This window comes from Microbacterium sp. WHRI 7836, assembly GCF_040223885.2.
Lineage (GTDB): Bacteria > Actinomycetota > Actinomycetes > Actinomycetales > Microbacteriaceae > Microbacterium > Microbacterium oxydans.
In genome coordinates, this window is the sequence record NZ_CP168171.1 from 3,719,436 (window position 1) to 3,742,945 (window position 23,510).

Sequence of the window (23,510 nt, forward strand, 5' to 3'; positions counted from 1 at the left end):
GACGTCGCCGCCGCGTGACGGCTTGATCCGGGACCATGCGGATGACCTTTAGATTTCACATCAGAGTTCGCGCGCGTTGATCGGCGACTTGCCTGCTGGCTAGGGGCCTATCGGGCGGGCCGTATGCCGGGGTCTAATGGCCATGATCATTTGGTTCCGGTTTCCCTTCGCCTCGGGTCTGTCTTCGTTATGGTCGGGCGAAGGGGCGGGCAGCAGTCGGGGTCGTTTTCGCGGCGGTGTCGCCTGGCACGCGCTGTCATCACGATGCTTGCAACCACCGCGAGGATCAGGAGTGCGGCACCGCCCGTGATCACCCACGGGTTGCGGAGGAGGGTGCCGATCCCTGTGATCGTGCCTCCGACGACGAGAAGTGGAAGGAGGGCGCAGCAGCCGACCACGAGCAGTGCGGCGACGGCCTCAAGGAGCAGGCCACGGCCGCCTCGCTGGTCGTCCTGGTTGGGAGGCATTGGTGTTCTGTCCTCTCGTGGTGCCGTCTCAGCAGCAGGTCTCGGGACCGCAGCAGCTTCCAGACAGTTCGTCGGCACCGGTCCGGGGGCGCTCGAGCATCTCGGTGATCAGGGTGCTGCCAACCTCGAAGGCATCGGCGACCGTGAGGATTTGGGCCATCGGGTGTTCCGTGAGCCATCCGGCGGCGTCCTCGCGGGAAGCGAAGTAGTGGACCTGGTTGCAGAACGAGGAGCGAATCGAGTGCATGGCCTCGGGGCTGACCAAGGACACCACCGCGGTCGCCGGTTCCACGCTAGTGACACCGGCGGTCGAGTCGACGGTGACGCGGATCGTGTCGCCGCTGGCCGGGGAGATCGATTCGACCCGGGCGGGCCGATCGAGGAGCGGGCGAGGCTCCAGTTTCTGATGGGGTGGATCCGCTGTCTGGCGCGCGGTCAGGCGCAGCAGGACAGCATCGACACATCGGTGGTGAAGGCCTTGGCGACGATCCGGATGCCTTCGGCCGTGGTCAGGTACGGGGCCCACGCGTCGGCGACCTCGGTGATGGTCTTGCCGAGGATGTGGACACCTGCGGCGGCGAGTTCGCCGGCGTCCTTGGCGACCGCGGTCAGGCCGAGGATCTCGCCGGTGTCCGCGTTGGCGACCATCTTGATGAACCCGCGGGTGTCCCGGTTCACCAGCGCGCGGGGCACGTACTCCAGTGGCAGGACACGGCAGTCGCAGCGGATCCCGGCCGCGATGACCTCCTTCTCGGTCATCCCGACCGCGCCGACGGCAGGGCTCGTGAATGTGACCCGCGGCATCCGCGTGTAGTCGACCGACGTGCTGGCGTCAGTGAAGGCGTTCTCGGCGACCAACGTGCCGTGCCGGGCTGCGACGTAGACGAACTCGGGGTGCCCGGTGACATCCCCAGCCGCCCAGACGCGAGGGTTGGAGGACTGCAACTGGTCGGTGACCACGACCTCTCCGGCCGCGCCGGTCTTCACTTGCACGGTCTCGAGGTTGAGCCCGTCGGTGACCGGGGCGCGGCCGAGCGCGACGAGGATCTCGTCGGCACGGAACTCCTGCACGCCGCCCGAGACCTCGGCCGCGGCGACGATCTGGCCGGTGCCCGGGTCGCGGGTGACGCGGGTGGGGATGGCGCGGCGGACCACTCGGATGCCCTCGTCGGCGAAGATTTCCTGCAACGCCTTGGAGACTTCCGGCTCCTCCTTCGACGCCAGCCGGGACCTCACCAGCAGAGTCACCTTCGAGCCGAGCCGGGCGAACAACTGTGCCATCTCCAGCGCCACATAGCCCCCGCCGAGCACCAGCAGCGAGTCAGGCACCTCGGACAGCTCCATCGCCGACGTCGAGGTGAGAAAGTCGACGCCGTCCAGCCCCTCGATGGCAGGAGCCCACGGGCGGGAGCCTGTGGCGATGAGGTACTGGGCGGCCTCGATGGTTTCGACGGTGCCGTCCGCGGCGGTGACCTCGAGGACCGACGCATCCGGCGTGCCGGCGAACGCCGCCTCGCCCTGGCGGACCGGCCAGCCGTAGGCTTCTGCCACGTCGATGTACTTCTCACTCCGCATCGCCTCGACCAGGTCCTGCTTGCCACCCACCAGCCCGTGCATGTCTACCGGGCCAGCGGTGGCGGCGATCCCCGGGAACCGGGAGCCCGCATCCGCGGCCACGTGGCGGGCCTCGGCGGCCGCGAGCAGCGCCTTGGACGGAACGCACCCCGTGTTCACGCACGTGCCGCCCAACGTGCCGCGCTCGATCATCACCACCGACTTTCCCAGTGTGGTGGCGCGGATCGCCGCGGCGAATGCCGCGCCACCCGACCCAATCACGGCCAGATCAAACCTCGATGGCATCCTTATTCCTCCCTGGACATCTTGGAACATCCCGCTGATACACTCATCATGAACCTTCCACCACAGGGGAAGGTCAAGCACGAAATTTGCGACCAGCGAAAAGGGGGGGCGGGGAATGCGGATCGGAGAGCTCGCCGACGCGGCCGGCACCACGGCGAAGACGTTGCGGTTCTACGAGGACCAGGGGCTCCTGCCGCCGGCCGGGCGCACGCCCAGCGGCTACCGCAACTACACCGCCGAGACCATCGCCCGAATCGACTTCATCCACCGCGGCCAAGCCGCTGGACTCACCCTCGCCCAGATCCAGCAGATCCTCCACATCCGCGACCACGGCCAAGCGCCCTGCAGCCACGTCCGCGACCTCCTCGACGCACGCCTCACCGATATCGACCAGCAGCTCAGGCAGCTCCACGACCTGCGCGACACCCTCGCCGGGCTCCGCGACCAGGCCGAGCACGTCGAGCCCGACACGTGCAGCTCGGATCAGGTCTGCCGCTATCTGTAGCCAAGCCCGGGGGTCTGTCCGATAATTCAGGCAGTCCCACTGGAGGCGCAAGCGTAGCGGGAGGCCATTGGTGCTCAGGTCGAGGTTGAGCGCAGCGCGGGATAGTCGGACCATTCGCCCCCGGAGAGGCGTGCCCAGGCGGCAGCTGATGACGCCGTGATGCCGAGCAGGTCGGACACGATTCGAGGATGCAGTTGTCGGGTGAGGTCCATCAGCGCGGTGACACGAGTGCTGCCGGCGAGGAGTCCTTCTTGACGGAGTCGACGGCTGAGCGGCCCGGGGGTGATCGGTCGGCCCGGGTTCCTGCCCGGGAAGAGCCAAGTGTCGGAGCGGTTGCCGTCGAGCAGCTGGACCATTGCTTCGGCGAGGACTTCGGGCAGCTCGATCGGTTCAGTTCCGACCGTCAGCGTCATGGGGCGCGCGGTCGTATCGACTTGTGCGCGGGTGATCGCTGCGATGCGGGTCAGGTGGAGCCCGTAGAACAGGACGAGCAATCCGCTGACTCGCGTCACGGGATCCATGTCGTCTCGCGTGATGAACGCGCGTGCCATCGTCCACCGATGGTCGGCGGCGTAGTCGCGCCCTTCGAGGCGATGGCTGCGGAACTCGACCCGGAGGCGGCTCAGGCGGTGCCGTCGCAGCCACCGGGTGAACGGCGCGAGGGCATCCCGTTGTGAGGGCGAACCGGTGAGGAAGCCGTCGAGAGATCGCTGCGGGTATGTCGTCAGCGTTTCGCCGCTCGCGCGGATCTGCTGCAGGAGGGCCGCGCACCGCTTCAGCGCCGCACGCACCTTCTGATAGGTGGAGCCGGATCGGACGGCCGTAGCTGGTCTGCCCCTGAGTGATCTGCCCGACGGCAGCAGCTCCCAGGTGCAGTACCGCCGTAGGAGGAGCCGGTCCTCGGGATGGGGGACGGTCGGAAGCCACCGTTGGAACCAGTGCTCGAACCTCGCCGCTTGGATGTCGAAATCGGGCAGCACGCCTGAGCGGATGAGGAGCGAGAGCAGGAATGCCACGGACTGGCCGGCGTGCGCTCTGGTCATGATCGCGTCCGCGGTGAGGGGCAGCGTGCCATCGGCGAGCTCACGGAGGACGACCGCACAGCGGCTCTTGTACAGCCACCGCTCGAGGGAGATCGCACTGCCGTGGTGCGTCACCAGATACTCCGCGAGCGGGTGCAGCTCGGGGCGGATCTCTCCGCTGTCGTCAGCAAGCAGTTGCTGGATGGCGATAGGTCGCCGGCACTCTACGCATAGCCGGTGCTTGCGCACCTCTTCGATCGTCCCGCATCCCGGGCATGCCATCGTCACGGGAGCTCCTGCGCACTCGGCGCAGACCTTGTGCCCATTCATGAAGCCAGTGAGGAACACCTTCCGCCCGCACTCCGGGCACGGCTGGGGGCGTCGCATCGCGTAGTAGCAGCGGGCGCAGACCCGTCGGCCGTCCAGGTGCGTCGCTACGCGGCCCGGCTCCCCGCAGAGCTCGCACATCTTGACCGGCGCGGTGTAGCACGCGAGACAGACGAGCGCGGGGCGACGGACGATAATCGTGGCGTTCTGCCCGCATCGCGAGCAGTCGCCGAACGACCGCGGATCGGCTCGCCAGCAGTCCCGGCAGAACCGTTGCCCATCGACGGTGCGCTGCACGGGCTGAACTCGTCCGCATCTGGCACACGCGACCGATCGGGCATTCCGTTCACAGCGCGAGCAGTGGCGACCGCCGGTCTGCGTCTTGTGAGGCATCCGAACGGCACGTCCACAGGAATCGCATGTAGGCAAGACGACCCGCCCGGCACCCTCGTTCACGAGAGCGTGGGCCAGATCCTGCACCGTCACCGGTACGTTCCGGTGTCGCCCTTCGAGGACTCCAGGTTGTTTGAGGAGTGCGAGTTCGAGACGCCGTTGGGTGAGCGGCACGGGTGCGACTTCAGCCACGATCTCAACAAGGCGCTCCACCGGGATCTCCGGCGCGATCGCGTGGACGAGCCCGGCGACCTCAGCAACCCTGGGCTCCTGCGGAGGCTTCGCCACCGCGGCCTACTTCGAGCTCGGGCGACGGATCGTGGCCCGCACGGGCCGCAGATCGCCGATCGCACCCCGCGTCGCCTCTTCACCCACCGCGACCGGGGCCGCAGCCTCCCGGCGGGTGACCTGCACGAGGTCGTCGAGCGAGCACTCCAACGCGTCGCACAGCGCGGCGAGCACGTCGATGCGAACCCGCTGCGGTGCTTGCGTCACCAGTCGGTACACCTGTTCCCGGGACAGGTCGACGCCCCGCTCCTCGAGCAACGGCTTCAGCTTGGAGGTCTGGAAGATCCCGCGCGAGGCCATCACGCTGCGGAGGCTCCATGCGGTCTCGAGCTCAACGGTCATCTGCTTCTCCTTCGATGAGGGCCTTCAATGCGTCCGCGAGTACCCGGTTCTTGAAGTCCGAGCTGACGGAGGCGTAGATCGAGGTCGTCGAAGCATGCATGTGCCCGACCTGCTCCTGGACGAATCGGTCGGCGTAGCCGAACTCGAGCAGGTGCGTCACGTACGAATGCCGGAGGCTGTGCAGAGTCAGGGCCTTTGACAAGCCGGCCTCGTCCCGCAGCTCCGCGAACCGCCGGTCGAGATAGCCGGCCGACAGTCGGGTGCGGCGTTCCGTCACCCACAGCGCGTCAAGACGGTATCCACGCCACCCGCGCAATTGTCGACGGCGGGCTGCGGAGCCGCGTGATCGTACTCACGACGTTCGACTTGGACGAGTACGCCTTCGGGGCACTCCGCGCGGGGGCGAGTGCGTTCCTCGTCAAAACTGCGACACACCAAGAACTCGTGGACGCCGTACGCGTCGTCGCTCGAGGCGATGCCATCGTGACGCCCCGCATCACACGGCAGCTCATCGACGCCTACACCGGCCGCGACCAGCCCGTCCCGGGCGGACAGGGCCTCTCGGTTCTGTCCCCCCGAGAACGCGACGTTTTCAACGCGATCGCGCTCGGCCTCTCCAACGGCGAGATCAGCCAGGCACTGCATCACCCGCAACGGTGAAGACGCATATCAACCGAATCTTCGCCAAGCTCGGCGTCCGCGACCGCGTGCAGGCTGTGATTCTTGCCCACCAGCTCGGGTAGACCATCGGTGGTCAAGCGAACTGATGCGCGAACGCGACGGGGCTGAGCCCTAGACGCCGCGGTGCCGAAGTGAGACACTTCTCTGTTCTACTTCGGGAGGTCACCATGGGCGACGATGAACCGGCGGTCGATTGGGAAGGCGTCATCCGCGAGATGATCACGCGTGCGACCGAGGCGGCGCCCACCGAACCGGGCGTCTACAAGATGCCGTGCGGTGAGTGTGTGGTCGATTTCTTCATCACCGCTGAGGGCGAGGAACGCTGGCTCGTCGCCGGGGACGACCGCTCCTACACTCGTGAGACCGTCGCGATCGCCCGTCACGGAGACCACCCCTGGGAGCGTCTCTACACGCTCGCTGACGCGGCAAGGGAAGTGGCGCGAGTCGCCGCCGCGAACGGCGGCGACATCGACCGAGTACTCGAGGAGCTGGTCGAAGCAATCGACGACCGCGAGGTCGAGCGGGTGGTGCGTGAGCGGGATGGCATGAGCGGTGAACCGCTCGAGGATCTGGCGGCGCGCTTCGGGGTCGACCTCGATGATCTCTAGGAACATCTACACCCGTCTAGCGAAACGATAGATATCCCTAGATTTCTCGAGGGCCACGCTCATCGAAGGAGGCCGGTGTGAGCCAGTATCCGTGGTTTGACTTCGACCAGGTGGACTTCGTCACCTCGGACCAGCACTTCAGCCACGCACGGATCAGCGAACTCGCCGACCGCCCGTTCGCGACCGTGGAAGAGATGAACGCGGAGCTGGTGCGACGGTGGAACGAGGTCGTGGGACCGGACGACATCGTCCTTCATCTCGGTGACCTCGCGCTCGGACCGATCGAGGAATCTGTCGGGCTGACCGAGCACCTGAACGGGCGACGATTTCTCGTGCCCGGCAACCACGACCGAGTTTCGCCGGCAACACAGTCAAGGCGCGCGATCGAACGATTCGCCCCGCTGTACGAGGCGGCCGGGTGGAGCATACTCCCCGAGGTCATCGAGGGCACCCGCCGCGGGTACCGGATCCTGGCATCCCACTATCCCTACAGCGGCGACTCGCACGGCACCGACCGGCATACGACGCACCGCCCACGCGGCGACGAGGGCGTTCCGCTGCTGCACGGTCACACGCATGCCCGCGATCACGGCCCCCACGGGCACGAGTTCCACGTCGGCGTCGACGCCCACGACTTCACGCCCATCCGCTTCACCGTCATCGACGAATGGATCCGCAGCCTGCCGGACATCGAGACACGACTGCAGGCCGCAACTCGGGAAGCGCGCACCGTGCTCGCCGATATCGTCGGCGGCGAAACCCCGGGCTCGGACGCGCTGTTCTACACACAGGGATACAACGAGCTCGTCATCGTTCTCGAGGAGCTTCTCGCCGCGCTCCCTCCCGACGAGGCGGACGGGTAGCCGGGAACAGGTCGCCGTTCGCGGTGGGGCCGGATCGGAGAGTGCGCGTCTCGGTCCGGTAGCGCACCCATCCCTGCCTTCGCCAATGCACCATCACGAGGCTCCGGACTGCGCGTGACGACCACGCCTCCTCGTGGTCGGCGTAGTCGGGGTCTTGTGCGGCGAGCTCGGTGAACAGCTCGCGGAACGTCGGCGGTTCGCCGTGCTCGCGGGTGTACCGGTGGATGATCTTCACAGCGCGACGCGCCCAGCTCGGCGCGCTCTTCGCTGACGTGAGCTCGGTGAACAGCGGCGCCAGGTGAGGTGCCGACCACGGCTTTTCGGTCCACCCGGAGTTGTTCCACTGCATCGTGTCGGGCTGGAGGACCGGCTCGCCATCCTCGGTAGAGCCGGGGCTCACCGCCGCGCCTCGGGGTCGACGGACGCGCGCAGTGAACCAGCGGGCGTGGTCGGCGGGGAGCTGAGCTCAGTCTGTGACCCGGCGTCCTCCGTCACGGCCATCAGCGCCGCGGTGTACTTCTCCCCTGTCACCTTCATGCGCTCCCGTGCTGCCCGTTGCAGACGACTGGAGGTCCGCTTCTTCTCGGTCATGATGCCTTCTTCTCTTCGGTAGGTGATGTGGTCTGGGTATGGGGGTCGGCGGCGAGGGCGCGATGGAGCTCGCGAGCGAGCCGTTCGCCGAGTGGGGTGAGGCGCATCGGCCTGTTGCGTGCCGCGGCAACGAACAGGCCCCCGCCGACGTCGGCGCCGAGGCTTGCGAGCTGGGCGCTCAGTGAGCTTTGGGTCGTGCGGATGGTCGCCGCGGCGGCGCGCACGTTGTCGTGCTGTGTGGCGATGAGGAATCGGCGCGCGCGTTCGATGGGGTGGCGGCCGACGAGGGCGCGCTGGAGGAGCCGTGACCGGCCGGCCAGTGGGTGAGGGGTGCGGTCGTGTGGGCCGGGTCGCATCGTGATGCCTGCCGCTTGGATGCGGTGCGCGATCGTGGGAGCGCTGCAGCCGACGAGCGCCGCGATCTGTCGCAGCGTCATCCCTTCCTTCTCGTACCGCTCGCGCAGCCAAGCCTCGTCGATGACGAACGTGGTGGGCCGTCCGCGGCGGAGGGTGCTGTTGCCGTCGGCGAGCACACGCGACACCGTCTGCCGCGATACTCCCGTCCGCCGTGCGAGCTCATAGGTGGTCGCGCCCTCACCGTATTGGGCGATGAGTTCGCGGCTGCGAGATGGTGTGTCGAGTGCGCCACGGACGGGTCTGGCCGTCGCCCACTCACCGACGGGGTCGCTGCGGACGGCGGGTTCGATGTGCGTCGACAGCGGGGGCGCCCAGCTGAGTGGCTCGTCGATCCCTCGGCGGAGCAGGAAGGCGCGGCCGATATCGTTCAGCTCGCGGCGCACGGTGTCCGGCAGCGTCTTCGTGAACGTCGTGACCGTCCGCGGAGATATCCCGGCCGCGTCCCATGCTTCCGGTGCGCGTCGCATCGAGTTGCCGGTGATGGCCCGGTAGAGGTGGGCGCGCGCATGGCGGTGTCGGGCGCCGGAGCCGGGGTGGACATTCAGTCGGGCGCACAGCTGCTGCCATTCCTCTTCGGGAAGGAGTTCAGTGCAGTCGAGTCTGCGGCGGCGTGCGTAGTCGATCGGTGTCTCGTGGCTGTCGAGGTAGGCGGCGAGGTTGAGGATCGCCGCGAGGGCGGGCGTCTCCGCGCCCGGCCTCCCGAACTCGCGCATCACATGAGTGACCTGACGAATGGGCGCCGTCGAGTCCAGGAGGGCGAGGGCAGCGGAGTGGGTCAGCCGTGTGCCGGTGAACACGACGGCCGCGGCCAGCGCAGAGGCGGCGACGTCGCCGTTGATGCGGCGTGGGGTGAGCGCGTTCGTCCATTCATCCCAGAGTTGTGCGGGCACCTTCCGTGCCCGCTCTTCCGGGTTTACGTCCGAGGCTGGCGCAGCTTGTAGGAACAGCGTCGGTCGTCGGGTGCGTCCGAGGGACGCGGCGATCAGTCGCTGCAGCTGCGGCGTCTGACCGGTGTACGACGTGCTCACCGCGAGGCGCCCAGCCAGCAGCCGAACCGCACGGTCGGGGTCTTCGAGTGCGGCGATCGCGATCGTCGTACCGACCGCGCCGCCGGCCGCTGTGGGCGGTCCCGCCCACGTCCACTCATGCTTGTCTCGAGGCACCGCCGCGAGGAGGTCCGTTTCCAGCTCTGGCATGTCGAGGTCGCCGCCATCGCAGAGCGTAACTCCTGCGGCGCGGGTGAGGAGACGGATGTCTTCGAGGACGGTGATCGCGGGTTGCGGGGCGTCCGCATAGATCCCGAACCGGCCCTCGCCGGTGGAGAGGATCTGCATCATTCGGCGCTGTGCGTGGAGCGCCGGGTCGGGTGCGGCGATGCGTTCGGGATGCGCGGTGAGGTCGCCGCGGCAGCGGCTCGCGATCGGGCCCGTCCCGGCACCGGCGACGGGATTGTGGCAGTGCCCGGGATGTGGGATCCCGGCGAGCGGGTGCCCGGTGTGACGCGGTGGCTTGTGGCACACCGGGCAGTTGTCGGCGAGGATGCGGCGGTGTCTGACGCACGCGAAGGTGAATGGGAACTGCCACGACATCCGCCACCTGCCTCCGGAGTCCGCCAGGCATTCGGGGCAGTACCGTCCCGCCATCCCGCCGACGGGGCAGCGGAAGCTGATCCGTCCCTGCCGGGTGTAGCGGATCGCGTGGCGTGCGAACCGCATCCGCGTCATCTCCTGGAACTGCGCCGCCGGGATCCCCGTCGACCGCTCCAGCCGGGACGCCTGCTCATCGGTGAGCTCGGTCGCCCACTGCGCGGCCATCCACGATGTCGCTGACACCGCCCTGCCGCCCTCCTGCTCCACCAGGCCGAGCGCGCACGCCATCTCCGCGACAGTCGCGCGGTTCGCGGCCGCCGAGGCCTCCAGCCAGGAGTCGAACGGCTCATCCGGCAAGGGGCGGACCCGGAACGGAAGGACGCGCACGGCACCGGCCGTCTCGCTCATCAGGCGGCCTCCTCGCCGGTCTCTTCGGCGCCGTCGCTCTTCAGTCGGCGTCGGCGCCGCTCACGGCGTGCCCGATCCTCTTGGTCGTGCTTGGCCTGCAGCTCGGTGCGCTCCGTTTCTGCTCCCTCGTCGATGCGGATGTCGTCGAGGAGCTTCCGGTCGATCCGCTCGGCGCCGGTGCGGATGGCGCGGGACGCGCCGCGGCGGATGAGGTCCATGAGCGAGCCGATGTTGCCGGTGGTGCGGGCAAACAGGTACCGCGACATGTCGACGAGCATCCCTTCGTGCGCGTCCGCGAGCACGAGGGCCTGTTCGATGTGCCAGAGCAGGCTGTCCCACTCCTGGCGGGTCTGCTTGGTGCGCAGGCTGTACGGGTCGAGGCTGAGCACGGTCCAGCGGCGGAACGTCTGCGCCATCGCCGCTTCCTTCCCGGTCGCGCCCTCGCCGACGAGGCCGCGTTCGCGGAGCGCGACGCCGGCGAACAGGAAGGTGGCGCTGTACTCGTTGGACAGCCACTTCAGCTGGTTCGCGACCTCGACACCGTCGCGGGTGCGCATCTGGATGAAGTGCAGATCGTCGATGATCACGAGGCGGGTGTCGTGCCGTTCGATGCAGTCCGCGGCCGCCCGCGCCAGATCTCGGCCGGCCATCGAACGGTGCAGGATGCCCGCGGTCGCGGGGTGGGCGTAGAACCCGAGGATCATCATGTGCAGGCCCTTGATCGTGAGGCGCCCTGGGACGGTGATGTGGCAGACCGGGAGGTGGAGGATGTCGCGATCCTCGTCGAGGTACTCGCCCACTTCCGCGATCCGCTGACGGTGGAAGTCGCGCCCGAACGTGTTGACCACCGTCGACTTCCCGAGGGCCGGTGGGGCGTCGAGGGCGGCGGCGGATTTGACCCGGTCGGAGTCCTGCAGGTTGCTGTCCAGGATGTCGCCCAGTTGCAGGTGCACCCCGTGCACCTGCCGGGTGCGCAGCAGGATGTTCGCGTGCCACGCCCGCCGGTCCGCGTTGTACCGCGCGAACTCGTCCGGGCCGAGCGATCCGAGCTGCTCGGTCGTTAGCAACGCGGGCTTATCGCGCGGGGGACGTTCGGCGAAGTCCTTCCATCCCTCGTAGGTCGACAGGCTCCGCTGCCGGCGAGGCGCGTCGTGCTCGCCCGGGACTGTGGCGGTCATTGGATCATCTCCATCGGCTCGAAGTGGTAGTCGGATCGGATCGTGGGCTCGTCGATGTCGTCCTCGTCGTCGTCATCGCCCGTTTCGGGAATGTCGACGCGCTTGCGTGGGTCGCGGACCTCGCCGGTGAGCTCCCGTCCGAGATCTGTGGTGGGGTTCAGTTCGGCCTCGAGCATCCGCTGCACGGTGCGCAGCGACCACACCCCGTCAGCCGCGGGATCCTTCTCGTTGAGCTGCGCGGCCATGCGGGAACTCATCCGCCTCTCCGATGGGGTGAGCGCGCGTCCCGCGCCCCAGTCCTCGAGCAGCTGCGCGGCGACGTCGTCGACCTGAGAGGGGCGACCCTGGCGGATCGCGATCTTCTTCGCGTACTCCAGCGCGTCGAGGCTGAACGGTGTGTCGAAGGCTCCCTTGTGCTCCCACTCGAGGGTGTGCCAGGTGCCGTCCTCGGGGTCGTGGAAGTAGATCTGCGTCAAGTCGTCGGGGTTGACCACGAACGGCCACTCCGTGCCCTTGTCTCGGTGGATCGACCGGGCGCGGTTGCGGTACTTCGCGACCGAGTCTCCGGTGTAGCGCAGCTTGTGGATCTCGACGCCGTAGTGATTGAACTGCCGTTTCACCACCGGCAGCAGCTCGAGGAGAACGCTCCGGTCGATCGGCATCCGCAGTTGCCCGGCAACGGCGAGCCCCGGGTCGTATCTCTCGGCGGGGCTGAGCTTGACGCCGGGGAGGCGGGGATCCTCGAGGGAGTCGTGGGGTCGGAGGTGGTAGACCGTCGCGACCCATTCGCGGATGATCTGCTCCAGCTGCGGGACCGTGTAGACCGCGTCGGCTTCGACGTCGTCGCCGCGGCCGCCGACGTCCGCGCCCTTGTAGCCAGGGAGTTCCTGGAGGAACGTGTCGAGGGTGCGGAAGAACCTCTCGACAGGGCTCTTGTCGGTGGGCTGGTAGACGCGGGCCGGCTGGATGGATATGCCCAGGCGTGCGCACGCGCTGGTCACGTGCTCCGAGAGGTACGGTGCGCCATGGTCGACGATGATCGTGTCGGGCAGGATCCCCGCACGGACGAACCGCGGGACGCGGATGCGCGTCGGGTCGACGAGCACGGAACCGGCGACACCGTGGAAGGGCCAGCGTGCGCTCGTGCCCCACTCCGCGGGAGTGTCGAAGGGTTGGCACGCTTCCATGAGCACGCCGGATACGTCGATGGATTTCGTTGAGCCGGGCGTCAGCCGCATGCCGAGAATGCAGCGGGAGTAGAGGTCGATCGCGACCGTGAGGTCTGCGGCGACCCACTTGCCCGTCACCGGGGCCACGGCGAAGACGTTGAGCGGCGTCGTATCGAGGAGAACGTATTGGCCGGGCGCGGTGGCGTGCAGGCGTCCGTACGGAGCGGGCGGCCGGTTCGCGTTGGAGCGCTTGCGCTTGGTGCTCCCGGAGAAGGTCGCGCGGCCACGGGAGAGCTCGTCGAGGATCTTGTATGCGGCGCTTCGAGAAGGGGCGGCGACGATACCTGGCCCGTGGGTGCGGTCGGCTCGGGCGTTGACTCTCGCGATGATGATGCTTTTCGCGACCTTCGACTCCGGCGTCTGCTCATCGATGACCTCACGTGCCGCCGTGACCCAGCGGTCGTCGAAGTTGACGAGCAGATTGCCCGGCTGCGCCTTGCGGTGATCGATCAGTCCGATCTCGCCGGCATCCTTATACCGCGCCACCCACCTCGCGACGGTCCGGCGACCCTTACCGAGCTCGAGCGCCTTCGCCGCGATCCGCTCCTCGATGCGACGCTCCGGATGGTAGGCGAGCTTCGGTTCGCCCTCACGTGCGATCTCGGCCGCCCCCGACCGGTAGCCGGTGAGGACCTCTCGCACATGATCAGCGCGCTCGGCGGACACCGCGCGGGCCGCGTCGCTGGCATCGGCCCAGACGACACCCAGTGGAGCCGCGTCCTCATCGCGACTGTTTCCGGGGATGCGTGTCGTACCTCCCTCAGCGCGGGGGCGCAGGAGGTCGATCATCCGCAGGCGCCGAACCTGCCCAGTTCGAGTGCGGACGACGACCGCGCCATCGCAGATCTCCGCAACAGTGCAGGCGTCGCCGTCGTAGACGATATCCACGCCTGGTTTCAGGGTCCACGTGCTGCTCATCGCTATCTCCTTCAAGTGTTGAGGTGGTGGTATCTCAGGCCCGCGTCACGATGCTCGTGGCGCTCAGAAGTCGAGTCAGGTCGGTGCTCAGCCGGCGAGCCCACAGCAGGTGCAGGACGAGCGCGCGTGCTGCGAGAAGCCCGCCGGTGACGGGCACGATCGCGCGCACTGCCTCGCCGAACGCCATGGGCGATCTCAGCTCGCCGAGCGCGGCGGTGACGTCGCCGCCGGCGAACTGGAACGACCGGCGGTAGCCGGCAAGGAACTGGACGTTGCGCAGCAACACTTCATCGGGCTCGGATTGGACGCGGTACTCCCACCCGTGCGGTTCGATCACGCGCCGCGACCAGCTCAGCGAGTCACGCACCTTCGGGACGGTGAGCTTCGCGGCGGGCTTCACATCCACCACGCAGACGGTGTGGTCCGCGTGGACCATCAGATAGTCGGGAATGTGGCGACGGCGTGCGCCCTTGTCCTCCCCCTCGAGGAGGAACGGCTGAGAGAGAATCCAGTCGACGCGAGGGTCGAAGTCGGCCAGCAGCAGGTTCGCGTACTCGAGTCGCGACTCGTACCCGACATGCGCTTGCATGGTCGCCGACCAGTAGCTGCCCGAGAAGTGCCGCTGCCCCCGGTACCAGCGGAACTCACGCCACGGGACGGCGGCGTCGAAGACGCTCAATCGAGCTGACTGCAGCGGAACAACGTCCACCTCGCCACCCATTTTGCGAACCATCAGCCCGACATCCGCCTGGCGCGTTCCGCCCCGCGTCTCGAGTTGCTCGCGCGCCGTCATGAAGCCAGCGTGAGGGTCGAATCGGTCCGGGAGAATGCACGCTTCTGCCATAGATTCGCGAATTACGATTCAGGATCGCGCTCTTGATTTCCTGGGCTACTTCGGTATATGCGATTTACGAATACCAATGAATGTGACATTCACTGTAGTCGATGTCATATACACAACAGTCACCGTCAGGGATACAAATATAGGGACCACGAAATCAACGCGCGCAGGCCCGCCTGAACCCCACGTCGGCCGCGTGTGCGACACTCAAGGACATGACGATGTTGGAGCCCATCGCGCCGGAGGAATCCCGGCTCGTCTTCGGCAACAGCTACATGTACAGCGTCATGGTCGAGATCGCGGGCCTGCGCGGCGGGAAGTTCTCATCGAAGACGATCACCGACGCGACGAGACTCTCTCCTGGAATCGTGCATCCGCTGATCCAGAAGCTCCGCCGCGCGAACTTCATCGAGTTCGTGGAGCGCGTGCCTGGAGAGCGGACCATTCTGTATCGGGTCCGCGAGAATCCCTGGTGGAATGCGGCGAGCCAGTACGTCGAAGAGGATCGCGCTACCGAGCGCTCCGCATCGTAGGTTAGTCACCGTTGGGTCTCGGGCGGTGTCGGTATACACGCATGACGCCGTCGACTTCATTGAAGGATGAGACGGCGGTGTCCGAGTCCTTGAGCAACTCCAGGAACGGTGTCGGATCTGGGACGAGCGGAAGATCGACATAAGTGTTTGCGGGCTGAAGAACCTCGGCGTACGCACCGCCGAGTTGGGCCACGTATTGCGGTACGAGGCCGGGCACGGTCGCCACGGATGCGCTGAGCGCAGCGACCTTTGAGCTGGTCGACGCTCCCGACATCTGCATCAACTGTAGAGTTTCGGCTGGTAGGGGCTCGCGGGTCACCTCCGCCCAGGCGCCGAGCGCCTCAAGCACATCGGTTGATCCCCAAGCGGCGTTTCGAGGAATCGCATCAGCAAGCAGAGTCTTGACCCGGGGTGAGACATCGGGATTGCGAAGGAGCGACGCCACCAATGTCGCCGACGCGTTCGACGAAACGATCCAGTCTGGCGCCGTCTGAGACTCCACGACAAATGCTTCCTGTGCGTGCGCGGTGGCGAGAGCTTGGAAGGTGCTAGCGCTGTCGTCGAGCAATCCTGCGTTCATGAGTGCCGTGACAAGATCCGCCTCATCCCCCATCGATCGTGATGCTGGGACCGTGTCTACGAGCTGTCCGGCAAGCGTGACACGAGCGGCGACATCGAGCTCATCCTCAGAGACGAGGCGCGCGGCGAGAGTGATGCGCGCGGTCACGTCGGTCTCTGGCGGGACGGCGAGAGTGGGCGAAGCAGCGAGGTACTCGATCAGAGGAGCGTCCAGGGAGCGTACGGCGATGTAGTTCGTGACGTTCGCGAAGGTGAGGGGGAATCGGTGTGATTCAGCAAGAACGGGAAGCAGCGTCGCCGGCACTGCATTGATGTCTCGGATGAGCATCTCCGCGGGCATCCGCCGCGCGATCTCGCTTGCCGCGCCGGCCCTTGAAAGCTCCGCGGCCTCCATCACATCCACTGCCATGTCAACGTCGGTGATACTCGGGCGGTGGGATGCGTCGATGCTTGACAGGTACGCCTCGAAGTGCCCGAGAACGTGGTCGAACGTCGGATCCTCGAGTTGCATGATTGCATCGAGCGCGATGTCACCCCCGCCGACTGCCACCTCGAGGTTCGGCGCATTTACCTCGTAACGGCGCGCGACCACGACAGACCGCTGCGCGGCCGGTGGGAGCGCTCGGATATCTGCGAGACTGACGCCGAGTTGGGTAAGCGCAGCAGTCGCTCGCTGGGGCGTACCGTCAGCACTCAGTTCCGTGAGGCGCCCTGGGTTCTCAGCGAGAAGTCGCTTGACGTCGTCGGGTACCTCGTACTCCAGCTCTGGATTCAAGGACTCGAAGGCGGCGACGACGAGATCGAGCTGATCCGCCGCGACGGCGGGTCCTTCAGTATCGATGAACTTGAAGACCCCGTCCCACTGCGCTGCGACGCGACTGATGAGCGTCGCTGGGAGCCGACCACGCTGCAAATAGCTGCGCATGAAGCCGACGGCGGCGGGGTCAGCAACGGCGAGAGCGGCGATGTTCTTCGCCAACCGACCGTCTTCTCGCGCCAGCAGCTGGTCGTAGATCGCGATGTTGAACAGCCCGGTCGATTCGAACGCGCGCGGGCCGCCGAGCTCGAGCACCGCGTCGACGTCCTTCTCGTCGAGTGGGTAGTCGTGATCCGGGGTGTCTGCTTGCAGGTGTTGGATCACGTAGGTCATCGCGGCTGCAGAGGCAATGACGCCGTAAAACTCGGAAGCGTAGAGTGCGAAGTTCCTATCGATCAGCCCTTCTGCGAGGAGGTCGTGCAGAAGCGGGTCGACGGTGCCGCGGATAAGTCTCGAGGAAGAGTCACTCGTCTGTCGCATCAGCAACTGTTGGAAGTCGGCCGTGCGGTACCACTGCAGCTCAGCGCGCGCATCCTCAGAAGCCGCCGCGGTATCGGCGACGACTTGGTCGCTCCAACGCGCCGGGACGGGCACGCCCAGATCCGCAGCGATCTCGTCAGCGGTGAGCTCGAAAAGAACCTCTCCATTCACGACGACCTGCAGAGCGTGGCCGGAGTCGATTGCCGCTTCCCAGAAGCGGGCAGTACTGAGCGCGGCGGGTGCCCAATCGGCTCCGCCAATTCGATAGGTCGCAGTGTGTCCACGCCTATGTACCCGTGGAAGCCAGCGTTCGACAAGATCTTGGAGCGCAGCGCCAAGTTGCTCAGCGCGCGCATCAGTCGCTGCAATCTGCGTACCCTGCTCACGCAGCGCAGCGAGCGTCGCCGACGCAGTATCCATCCCACTCGCGATGATTTCTCGCGAGCGTCGGTACAGCACGTCCAGCTCACTTGATCCGACCCGGATCAGCTCGAACTGCTTCATATGGGTGTTCTTGTAAGCAACAAGCGCGAACAACCCGCTTGAGGTGAGCCCGCCGAGCTTTCCGCCCGCCAGCACACGAGCGTGGAAGACCCGAAACTCGTTCAGGATGTTGCGCAGAAGCCGCATATCTGTCACGTGCTTCGCCACCACGCGGACCGCCTCGAAGGAGATCGCCGAGTCAACCTCGGCGGCCAGATCGAACAGGAGGTCGGCAGACGAGCGGTGTGTGATGAACGGCACGATCGGGACAACGAGCTCGAAGAACTTGGTTCGCTGCGTCGCCGCATCCGACAGTCCGCGGTCGGCCTGCCACACGCCCGGTGCTGCGTCCGGGCCATCCGGCGTATCGCGCGGCACCTCAAGGTCTTCGAAGATGCTGTCCCGGACAGCGTAAACGAAGTGGACCGGACGCTTTCGAAGTTGTCGCGACGTGTTGAGCACGGTGTTGAGCTCACGCAGAGACGCGTAGATTGTCGGGTCCTCGAACCGGTCCAGGTCCTCAATGATCACGATGTCGCGACGAGTCTTTTCAAAGAAGTAGACGATCTCGTCGAGGTACTCATCGAAGTAGCTGCCACCGTCGGACTCCGCGGTCAGGCTCACCGACGTCGCTGAGGTTCCCAGTTTGTCGATTCGGATCCGGTTGTGCAGGAGCGCCATAACCACGTACGCGATCACGCCGGCGATCAACGCTGCAGAAAGCAGCAATGGGACTCGCATGCCCTCGTTGGCGGGGGCGAGTTGGAACGGTGCTCCCCAACCTGTGATCCATAAGGTGAGTGCTATGAGGACAGCGACCAGCGCGGATGCAACCAGCGTTCGCCCTACTGGCAGCCTGCTGATCCTCTTGAACCTCGATCCCGGGACGCGGCTGGGGCGCTCACGATAGAGCAGCTGCTTGACGATCTCCTTCTGGATGTAGTTGTTGAGGTCGTCACCACGCTCAACACCGACGTCGCTGAGCGACGACAGTGAGATCTCAACCACGCGCTTGCCGAGCTGGTCTCGCACGCCCGCGAGCACGCTACTCTTCCCGCTGCCGTACCCCCCGGTCAACGCGATATTCCATACGCGCGCGCGTCGATCGTCGTCGGTGAGCAGGTCGACGAGCTCGTCGCGATAAGTGCCGTGCTGGTCGCTCACGAACCGTGGAACGAGCGACTCGAGCCTCAGTGGACTGGTCACCGTCTCGCTGGCATCAGTCACACCGAACCCCTCAATCGTCCACAGCAAATGGCAGGGATGCCAAGTGCCTGCCAACTACCCGTGGAATATGTCATTTCGGCGTGGAACCTACATTGAAGTCGCCGCCGGGAGCCATGTCGGCGAAGCGCGAGTAGTGCCCCTGGAACGCGACCGTGATCGTCGCGGTCGGACCGTTACGGTGCTTGGCGACGATCAGGTCGGCTTCACCGGGACGCACGTCCTTGTCGTAGACCGAGTCGCGGTGCAGCAGGATGACCATGTCGGCGTCCTGCTCGATCGAGCCGGACTCTCGCAGGTCGCTGATGGCGGGCTTCTTGTCGGTGCGCTGCTCCGGACCACGGTTCAGTTGAGACAGGGCGATGACCGGAACCTGCAGCTCCTTGGCGATGAGCTTGAGGCTTCGCGAGAACTCCGAGACCTCCTGCTGACGCGACTCGACGCGCTTGCCCGAGGTCATGAGCTGCAGATAATCGATGATGACCATGCGCAGGCCCTCGCGCTGCTTGAGGCGACGGCACTTGGCGCGGATCTCGACGAGCGTCATGTTGGGGCTGTCGTCGATGTAGAGCGGAGCGTCGTTGATGCGTCCTCGCGTGGCGGCGACCGTGGTCCAGTCGCGCGGGTCGAGATTTCCCTTTCGCATGTTCTGCAAGGGGATGGCACCTTCGGCGCTGAGCAGACGCATGGCGATCTCGCTCTTGCCCATCTCGAGCGAGAAGAAGACGGAGGGGAGGTTGTGACCGATGGACGCCGCCCGCGCGAAGTCGAGCGCGAGCGTGGACTTACCCATGGCGGGTCGAGCGGCGACGACGATCATCTGACCACCGTGCAGGCCGTTGGTGAGCTCGTCGAGCTCCTTGAAGCCGGTCGGCACCCCGGTCATCGACCCGTCGCGACCGCTGGCAGCCTCGATCTCTTCGAGCGCGGCATCGACGGCGATCTGCAGCGGCACGTAGTCTTCGGCTGTCTCGGATCCGGTGATCGAGTAGATCTCGGCCTGCGCGTTGTTGACGATGTCGGTCGCATCGCCCTCACCGGCGTAGCCGAGCTGCACGATGCGGGTGCCGGCGTCGACGAGGCGGCGCAGGATGGCGCGCTCCGAGACGATACCGGCGTAGTAGCCGGCGTTCGCGGCCGTGGGGACGATCGACGTCAGCGTGTGCAGGTAGTCGGCGCCGCCGGCGCGACCGAGCTCGCCGGTCTTGATGAGCTCATCGGTGACGGCGACGACGTCGGTGGGCTCGCCGTGCGAATACAGCGACAGGATCGCTTCGAAGATCAGCTCGTGCTTCGGGATGTAGAAGTCGGCGCCCTTGAGGGTCTCGATGACATCCGCGACCGCGTCCTTCGACAGGAGCATTCCGCCCAGGGCGCTCTGCTCGGCGAGGAGATCGTGGGGAGGCGTGCGCTCCGGCGCGCGCTTCGCGCCCATGCGCTCCTCTGAGATGTCGGCGATCGACACAGTCTTCCCTTCGATGCGACGTTTCCGATGCGATGTCGTGGTGCGACGTCCGGGGGCGGGCCCCTCGGGTCTCGGCGCTCACGCCGTCCTGAACAGCAGAACAGAGGCTTCCGACATTCGGTCGCTCGCCCACGCTACGAGCGACTGTTTCCCCATGCAAGACGGCCTGTGGATAACTCTGTGGAGAGCGTGCGAACAAGCCTGGAGTGTCTGTGCACAACGGGTGTGGATAACCCCGTGGAGGAGCGCGTATCCAAACTTTTTTATCGCCTTTGAACAGGCTTTTATCGATTCCCCAGGCTGTGGATGAAAATCAGTTTAAATCGGGCGTTGAAGGTTGCCCTCTGCGCGTTCGGGATGTGTAGAACCTGGGGAAAGTCAAGCCGGGATTTCCTCGGGCGCGTCACGCGCTGACATCCGCAGAAACTCGCGGATAACCCCCTAGACAGATCACCTTCGCGCGAGTATCGTCACCCGCAATCGACGCACCTGCGTCGACAGGCGTTGCCTTCTGAGGGGGAGGCACACGTGCTTGGCCTTCTGAGGGGGAGGTTTACGTGGACGCTCGAGCCACCCGACGCGGCATATCTGCCGGCGTCTTCTGGGGTGGCATCGGCGTGCTCGCGTTGACGACGCTCGCCGTGCTCTTCGCGGGCGGGTCCGCGCACGCGGACGAACAGGAAGACGGCCCCCTCGACGGACTCACCACACTGGTCAGCGAGACGGTGTCCACCGTCACGACCCCCGTGGCTCCGGTGGTCACGCAGGTGGTCGCTCCCGTGGTCACTCAGGTGGTCGCCCCCGTGCAGCAGGCCGCCCCCGCCGTGGTCGCCGCCGTCACGCAGCCGGTCACGAGTGCACCGGTCGTCGGGCCGACAGTGGCACCCGTCGTGAACGCCGTGACCGAGACGGCGGCCACCGTCGTCGCCCCGGTCACCGATACCCTCACCGGAGCACCGGTCTCGCAGATCACCGACCCGGTTCTCGAGGCCGTGTCCGGCATCCCCGTCGTCGGCGGACTCGCCTCCGACCTCGGCCTGATCTCGGCGGTCGGCGACGTGGTCGATGTCGTCGACGGCACCACGGCCCTCCTCGGGAACGTGACGAACGAGATCGTCCCTCCCGTACTGGAAGCCATCGACCCGACGAATCCTCCGACGACCCAGGAACCGATCCAGGAACCAGGAGAGGTCTCCGGCGTCATCGCCGAACCCGCGGTCGTGGCGGCCGCCGTCCTCGCGACGCAGCCTGCCGCAGCGACACCATCAGGGACACCGACCTCGGGGTCCGCCCCCGTGGCACCTCCATCGACCCTGCGCTCAGCGATCGAGAGCACCACCGCTGCCCTCGACCACACCACTCCTGTGCCCGCGGGGTCTCCGCCCGGAGGCCCGCTCGGCACCGCGGTTCCCGCGTCTTCCTCTGCCGGTTCCGGCGGCGGAAGCGGCACGTCCCCCGCGCGTCTCAGCGACGCGAACGCTTCTCCGCTCCGTGCTGGCGAGCGGACCTCCGGCGCTTCCGACGACGAGGTACCCTCCTCGCCGGTCGCCGACACCGACGTCTCTCCTGACTGACGGATCGTCACGTCGTTCCTTCCGAGGAACGACAGATGCCGTGCTGCACGCGCACTCCGATCGCGTGCACCCATCAGACGATCCACCCAGTCAGGAGAACCATCATGCGTACTTCCTTGAAGCGGGCCCTCTGGGGCACGCTCATCGCCGGGGGCATCACGCTCTTCGGCGCGACGGTCGCGAACGCGGCCGAGACGACCGGAGACGACGGACTGCTCTCCGGAACCCAGGCGGAGACGGCGATCACCGCCCCGGTCTCCGTCGTGAACAACGCCATCTCCGTGGTGAGCGACGCCGTCGTGTCGAGCTCGCCAGCCCCCGCGCCGGCGCCCGCCCCGGCACCTGCGCCCGCTCCGGCACCTGCTCCGGCACCCGCACCAGCACCAGCACCTGCCGAGACGAGCGGCGAGTCGGGGACGGCGTCCGGTACTCAGGCCGCCGTCACCGTCAACCTTCCCGTGACCGTGTCGAACAACGCCGTGAGCGTGACCGACACGTCGACGACCAGCGCCCCGGCCGGGACTCCCCAGAGCTCGGCTCCCCAGACCGACCCATCGGCCGGGGCGCCTCTCGTGACCACGAACGGCCTGGACGGAGTGCTCTCGGGCAGCCAGGCACTGCTCGCGGTCAACGCGCCGATCACCGTGACGGGCAACGCCGTGTCGGTTCTCGGCGACACCGAGAGCACGGCTCCGACCGGGCAGGGAGCCGCAGCACCGGCGCCCTCCACCCCGACCGGATCGACGACGTCCGGTGAGGACGGCGTCGGCAGTGGCACACAGGTCATCGCGCCCGTCACGGCACCCGTCACGGTGTCGGGCAACGCGATCTCCCTGCTCGGCGACACGAGCTCGACGGGCGCCGGCACCGCCGGTCCGTCTGGCTCGTCCGCTCCGGCCACGTCGGCGGGCACCTCGGGCGACGACGCGATCCTCGGCGGCACGCAGGCGACCGCGCCCGTCACGGCACCCGTCACGGTGTCGGGCAACGCGATCTCCCTGCTCGGCGACACCTCGTCCACGGGCAGCGGAGCGGCTGCGACCGCATCCCCCGCTCCCGCGACCGGAGGCAACACCACCACCGGAACCGACAGCGTCCTCGGCGGCACCCAGATCACCGCACCCATCACCGCCCCGATCGGCGTGACCGGCAACGCGATCTCCCTCCTCGATGACGCCACCGTCACCCGCACCGGAAGCGGCGGGACCACCACTCCCGCCCCGGCCACCGGAGGCAACACCACCACCGGAACCGACGGCATCCTCGGCGGCACCCAGGTGGCGCTGCCGGTCAACGCGCCGATCACGCTCGGCGGCAACGCCATCTCCGTGATCGGCGAGGCCACGGTGACCGATCCCGGCACGGGAACCAACCCCGGTACGGACCCAGGAACGGACCCAGGCACGGATCCCGGAACGGACCCGGGAACGGATCCCGGCACCAACCCGGGCACCGACCCCGGCATCATCCCGGGCACGAACCCCGCCAGCTCGACCCCCGGCACGTCCGGAGCCGCTTTCGCCTCGGGCGCAGCGACCACCGGCCAGGCCCACGGACTCGCGATGACGGGTGGAGCGCCCGCTGAAGGACTGATCTCCCTCGCCGCGATCCTGCTTCTCCTCGGAGGCGCTGGACTGCTGCGACGCCGCCGGCTGACGGCGTAGCGATGACGCCGGCGGTGCGCTCGTCCTCGGGGGAGGAGACCCGCACCGCCGGTGCGCCGCTGCGTCCACCCCATACGTCGACGGAGTCGTAGCCCCCAGCTCACACCGTCGTTCGACGCCGGCGCAGAAGGGCGGATGCCCCGTGGGAACCCCACCCACGGGGC

21 protein-coding genes are annotated in these 23,510 nt (G+C 67.0%); 8 read left to right on the forward strand and 13 right to left on the reverse strand.

What is annotated here, in order from left to right:
• Positions 1–495 precede the first annotated feature (495 nt).
• Positions 496–993, reverse strand: a complete 498-nt coding sequence (gene merB, locus ABRP18_RS17905) for an organomercurial lyase (protein WP_082829205.1) — start codon at positions 991–993, stop codon at positions 496–498.
• Positions 903–2,327 carry a mercury(II) reductase gene (merA, locus tag ABRP18_RS17910; protein WP_349885172.1) on the reverse strand — a complete coding sequence of 475 codons (1,425 nt, stop codon included), beginning with the start codon at positions 2,325–2,327 and terminating at the stop codon, positions 903–905. The genes merB and merA overlap by 91 nt, the downstream gene beginning before the upstream one ends.
• Positions 2,328–2,442: 115 nt before the next feature.
• Here merA and ABRP18_RS17915 point away from each other — a divergent pair, with 115 nt between their 5' ends.
• Positions 2,443–2,832, forward strand: coding sequence for a heavy metal-responsive transcriptional regulator (locus ABRP18_RS17915; protein ID WP_017828519.1), 390 nt, complete (start codon positions 2,443–2,445; stop codon positions 2,830–2,832).
• A 74-nt stretch (positions 2,833–2,906) separates the two neighbouring features.
• Here the strand turns inward: ABRP18_RS17915 and ABRP18_RS17920 are convergent, their stop codons facing one another.
• The 3 genes from ABRP18_RS17920 to ABRP18_RS17930 all read right to left on the reverse strand — a co-directional run bounded on the left by ABRP18_RS17920 (position 2,907) and on the right by ABRP18_RS17930 (position 5,520).
• On the reverse strand, positions 2,907–4,136 hold the full coding sequence (locus tag ABRP18_RS17920) for a hypothetical protein (RefSeq protein WP_349885369.1): 1,230 nt from the start codon (positions 4,134–4,136) through the stop codon (positions 2,907–2,909).
• Positions 4,137–4,868: 732 nt separating this feature from the next.
• A complete protein-coding gene (locus ABRP18_RS17925) occupies positions 4,869–5,204 on the reverse strand; it encodes a helix-turn-helix transcriptional regulator (protein ID WP_349885173.1) in 336 nt (111 codons plus the stop codon).
• Positions 5,194–5,520 (reverse strand): tyrosine-type recombinase/integrase, encoded by a 327-nt coding sequence (locus ABRP18_RS17930; protein ID WP_275587390.1) that lies wholly within the window; start codon positions 5,518–5,520, stop codon positions 5,194–5,196. Before ABRP18_RS17930 ends, ABRP18_RS17925 begins: the two co-directional genes overlap by 11 nt.
• Before the next feature lie 26 nt (positions 5,521–5,546).
• Here ABRP18_RS17930 and ABRP18_RS17935 point away from each other — a divergent pair, with 26 nt between their 5' ends.
• From ABRP18_RS17935 to ABRP18_RS17950, 4 genes are all read left to right on the forward strand, one after another.
• On the forward strand, positions 5,547–5,864 hold the full coding sequence (locus ABRP18_RS17935) for a LuxR C-terminal-related transcriptional regulator (protein ID WP_336633377.1): 318 nt from the start codon (positions 5,547–5,549) through the stop codon (positions 5,862–5,864).
• Positions 5,861–5,947 (forward strand): hypothetical protein, encoded by an 87-nt coding sequence (locus tag ABRP18_RS17940; protein ID WP_349885370.1) that lies wholly within the window; start codon positions 5,861–5,863, stop codon positions 5,945–5,947. Before ABRP18_RS17935 ends, ABRP18_RS17940 begins: the two co-directional genes overlap by 4 nt.
• 105 nt (positions 5,948–6,052) lie before the next feature.
• Positions 6,053–6,493 (forward strand): zinc ABC transporter ATPase, encoded by a 441-nt coding sequence (locus ABRP18_RS17945; protein ID WP_336633376.1) that lies wholly within the window; start codon positions 6,053–6,055, stop codon positions 6,491–6,493.
• 77 nt (positions 6,494–6,570) lie between these two features.
• Positions 6,571–7,356 carry a hypothetical protein gene (locus ABRP18_RS17950; protein ID WP_101305230.1) on the forward strand — a complete coding sequence of 262 codons (786 nt, stop codon included), beginning with the start codon at positions 6,571–6,573 and terminating at the stop codon, positions 7,354–7,356.
• Here the strand turns inward: ABRP18_RS17950 and ABRP18_RS17955 are convergent.
• Genes ABRP18_RS17955 through ABRP18_RS17980 form a run of 6 tightly spaced genes read right to left on the reverse strand, consistent with a single transcriptional unit; the run spans position 7,301 to position 14,479 of the window.
• Positions 7,301–7,756, reverse strand: a complete 456-nt coding sequence (locus tag ABRP18_RS17955; RefSeq protein ID WP_147251391.1) for a hypothetical protein — start codon at positions 7,754–7,756, stop codon at positions 7,301–7,303. The genes ABRP18_RS17950 and ABRP18_RS17955 overlap by 56 nt on opposite strands.
• Positions 7,753–7,947: a hypothetical protein gene (locus ABRP18_RS17960; RefSeq protein WP_101305229.1), complete on the reverse strand. Its 195-nt coding sequence runs from the start codon at positions 7,945–7,947 to the stop codon at positions 7,753–7,755. The genes ABRP18_RS17955 and ABRP18_RS17960 overlap by 4 nt, the downstream gene beginning before the upstream one ends.
• Positions 7,944–10,361 (reverse strand): TniQ family protein, encoded by a 2,418-nt coding sequence (locus ABRP18_RS17965; RefSeq protein ID WP_349885174.1) that lies wholly within the window; start codon positions 10,359–10,361, stop codon positions 7,944–7,946. The genes ABRP18_RS17960 and ABRP18_RS17965 overlap by 4 nt, the downstream gene beginning before the upstream one ends.
• Positions 10,361–11,539: an AAA family ATPase gene (locus ABRP18_RS17970; RefSeq protein WP_101305227.1), complete on the reverse strand. Its 1,179-nt coding sequence runs from the start codon at positions 11,537–11,539 to the stop codon at positions 10,361–10,363. The genes ABRP18_RS17965 and ABRP18_RS17970 overlap by 1 nt, the downstream gene beginning before the upstream one ends.
• Complete coding sequence (locus ABRP18_RS17975) at positions 11,536–13,686, reverse strand: integrase (RefSeq protein WP_349885175.1); 2,151 nt, start codon at positions 13,684–13,686, stop codon at positions 11,536–11,538. Before ABRP18_RS17975 ends, ABRP18_RS17970 begins: the two co-directional genes overlap by 4 nt.
• Positions 13,687–13,720: 34 nt before the next feature.
• Positions 13,721–14,479, reverse strand: coding sequence for a TnsA-like heteromeric transposase endonuclease subunit (locus tag ABRP18_RS17980; protein ID WP_215486952.1), 759 nt, complete (start codon positions 14,477–14,479; stop codon positions 13,721–13,723).
• A 263-nt stretch (positions 14,480–14,742) separates the two neighbouring features.
• Between ABRP18_RS17980 and ABRP18_RS17985 the strand changes: the two genes are divergently transcribed.
• Complete coding sequence (locus ABRP18_RS17985) at positions 14,743–15,060, forward strand: hypothetical protein (RefSeq protein WP_215486953.1); 318 nt, start codon at positions 14,743–14,745, stop codon at positions 15,058–15,060.
• Position 15,061: 1 nt separating this feature from the next.
• Here ABRP18_RS17985 and ABRP18_RS17990 read toward each other — a convergent pair whose 3' ends face one another.
• Positions 15,062–18,646, reverse strand: a complete 3,585-nt coding sequence (locus tag ABRP18_RS17990; RefSeq protein ID WP_292860559.1) for a P-loop NTPase fold protein — start codon at positions 18,644–18,646, stop codon at positions 15,062–15,064.
• 70 nt (positions 18,647–18,716) lie between these two features.
• A complete protein-coding gene (dnaB, locus tag ABRP18_RS17995; RefSeq protein WP_374168953.1) occupies positions 18,717–20,108 on the reverse strand; it encodes a replicative DNA helicase in 1,392 nt (463 codons plus the stop codon).
• 557 nt (positions 20,109–20,665) lie between these two features.
• Between dnaB and ABRP18_RS18000 the strand changes: the two genes are divergently transcribed.
• Positions 20,666–21,682 (forward strand): hypothetical protein, encoded by a 1,017-nt coding sequence (locus tag ABRP18_RS18000; protein ID WP_349885177.1) that lies wholly within the window; start codon positions 20,666–20,668, stop codon positions 21,680–21,682.
• A 104-nt stretch (positions 21,683–21,786) separates the two neighbouring features.
• A complete protein-coding gene (locus ABRP18_RS18005; RefSeq protein WP_349885178.1) occupies positions 21,787–23,346 on the forward strand; it encodes a hypothetical protein in 1,560 nt (519 codons plus the stop codon).
• Positions 23,347–23,510 lie beyond the last annotated feature (164 nt).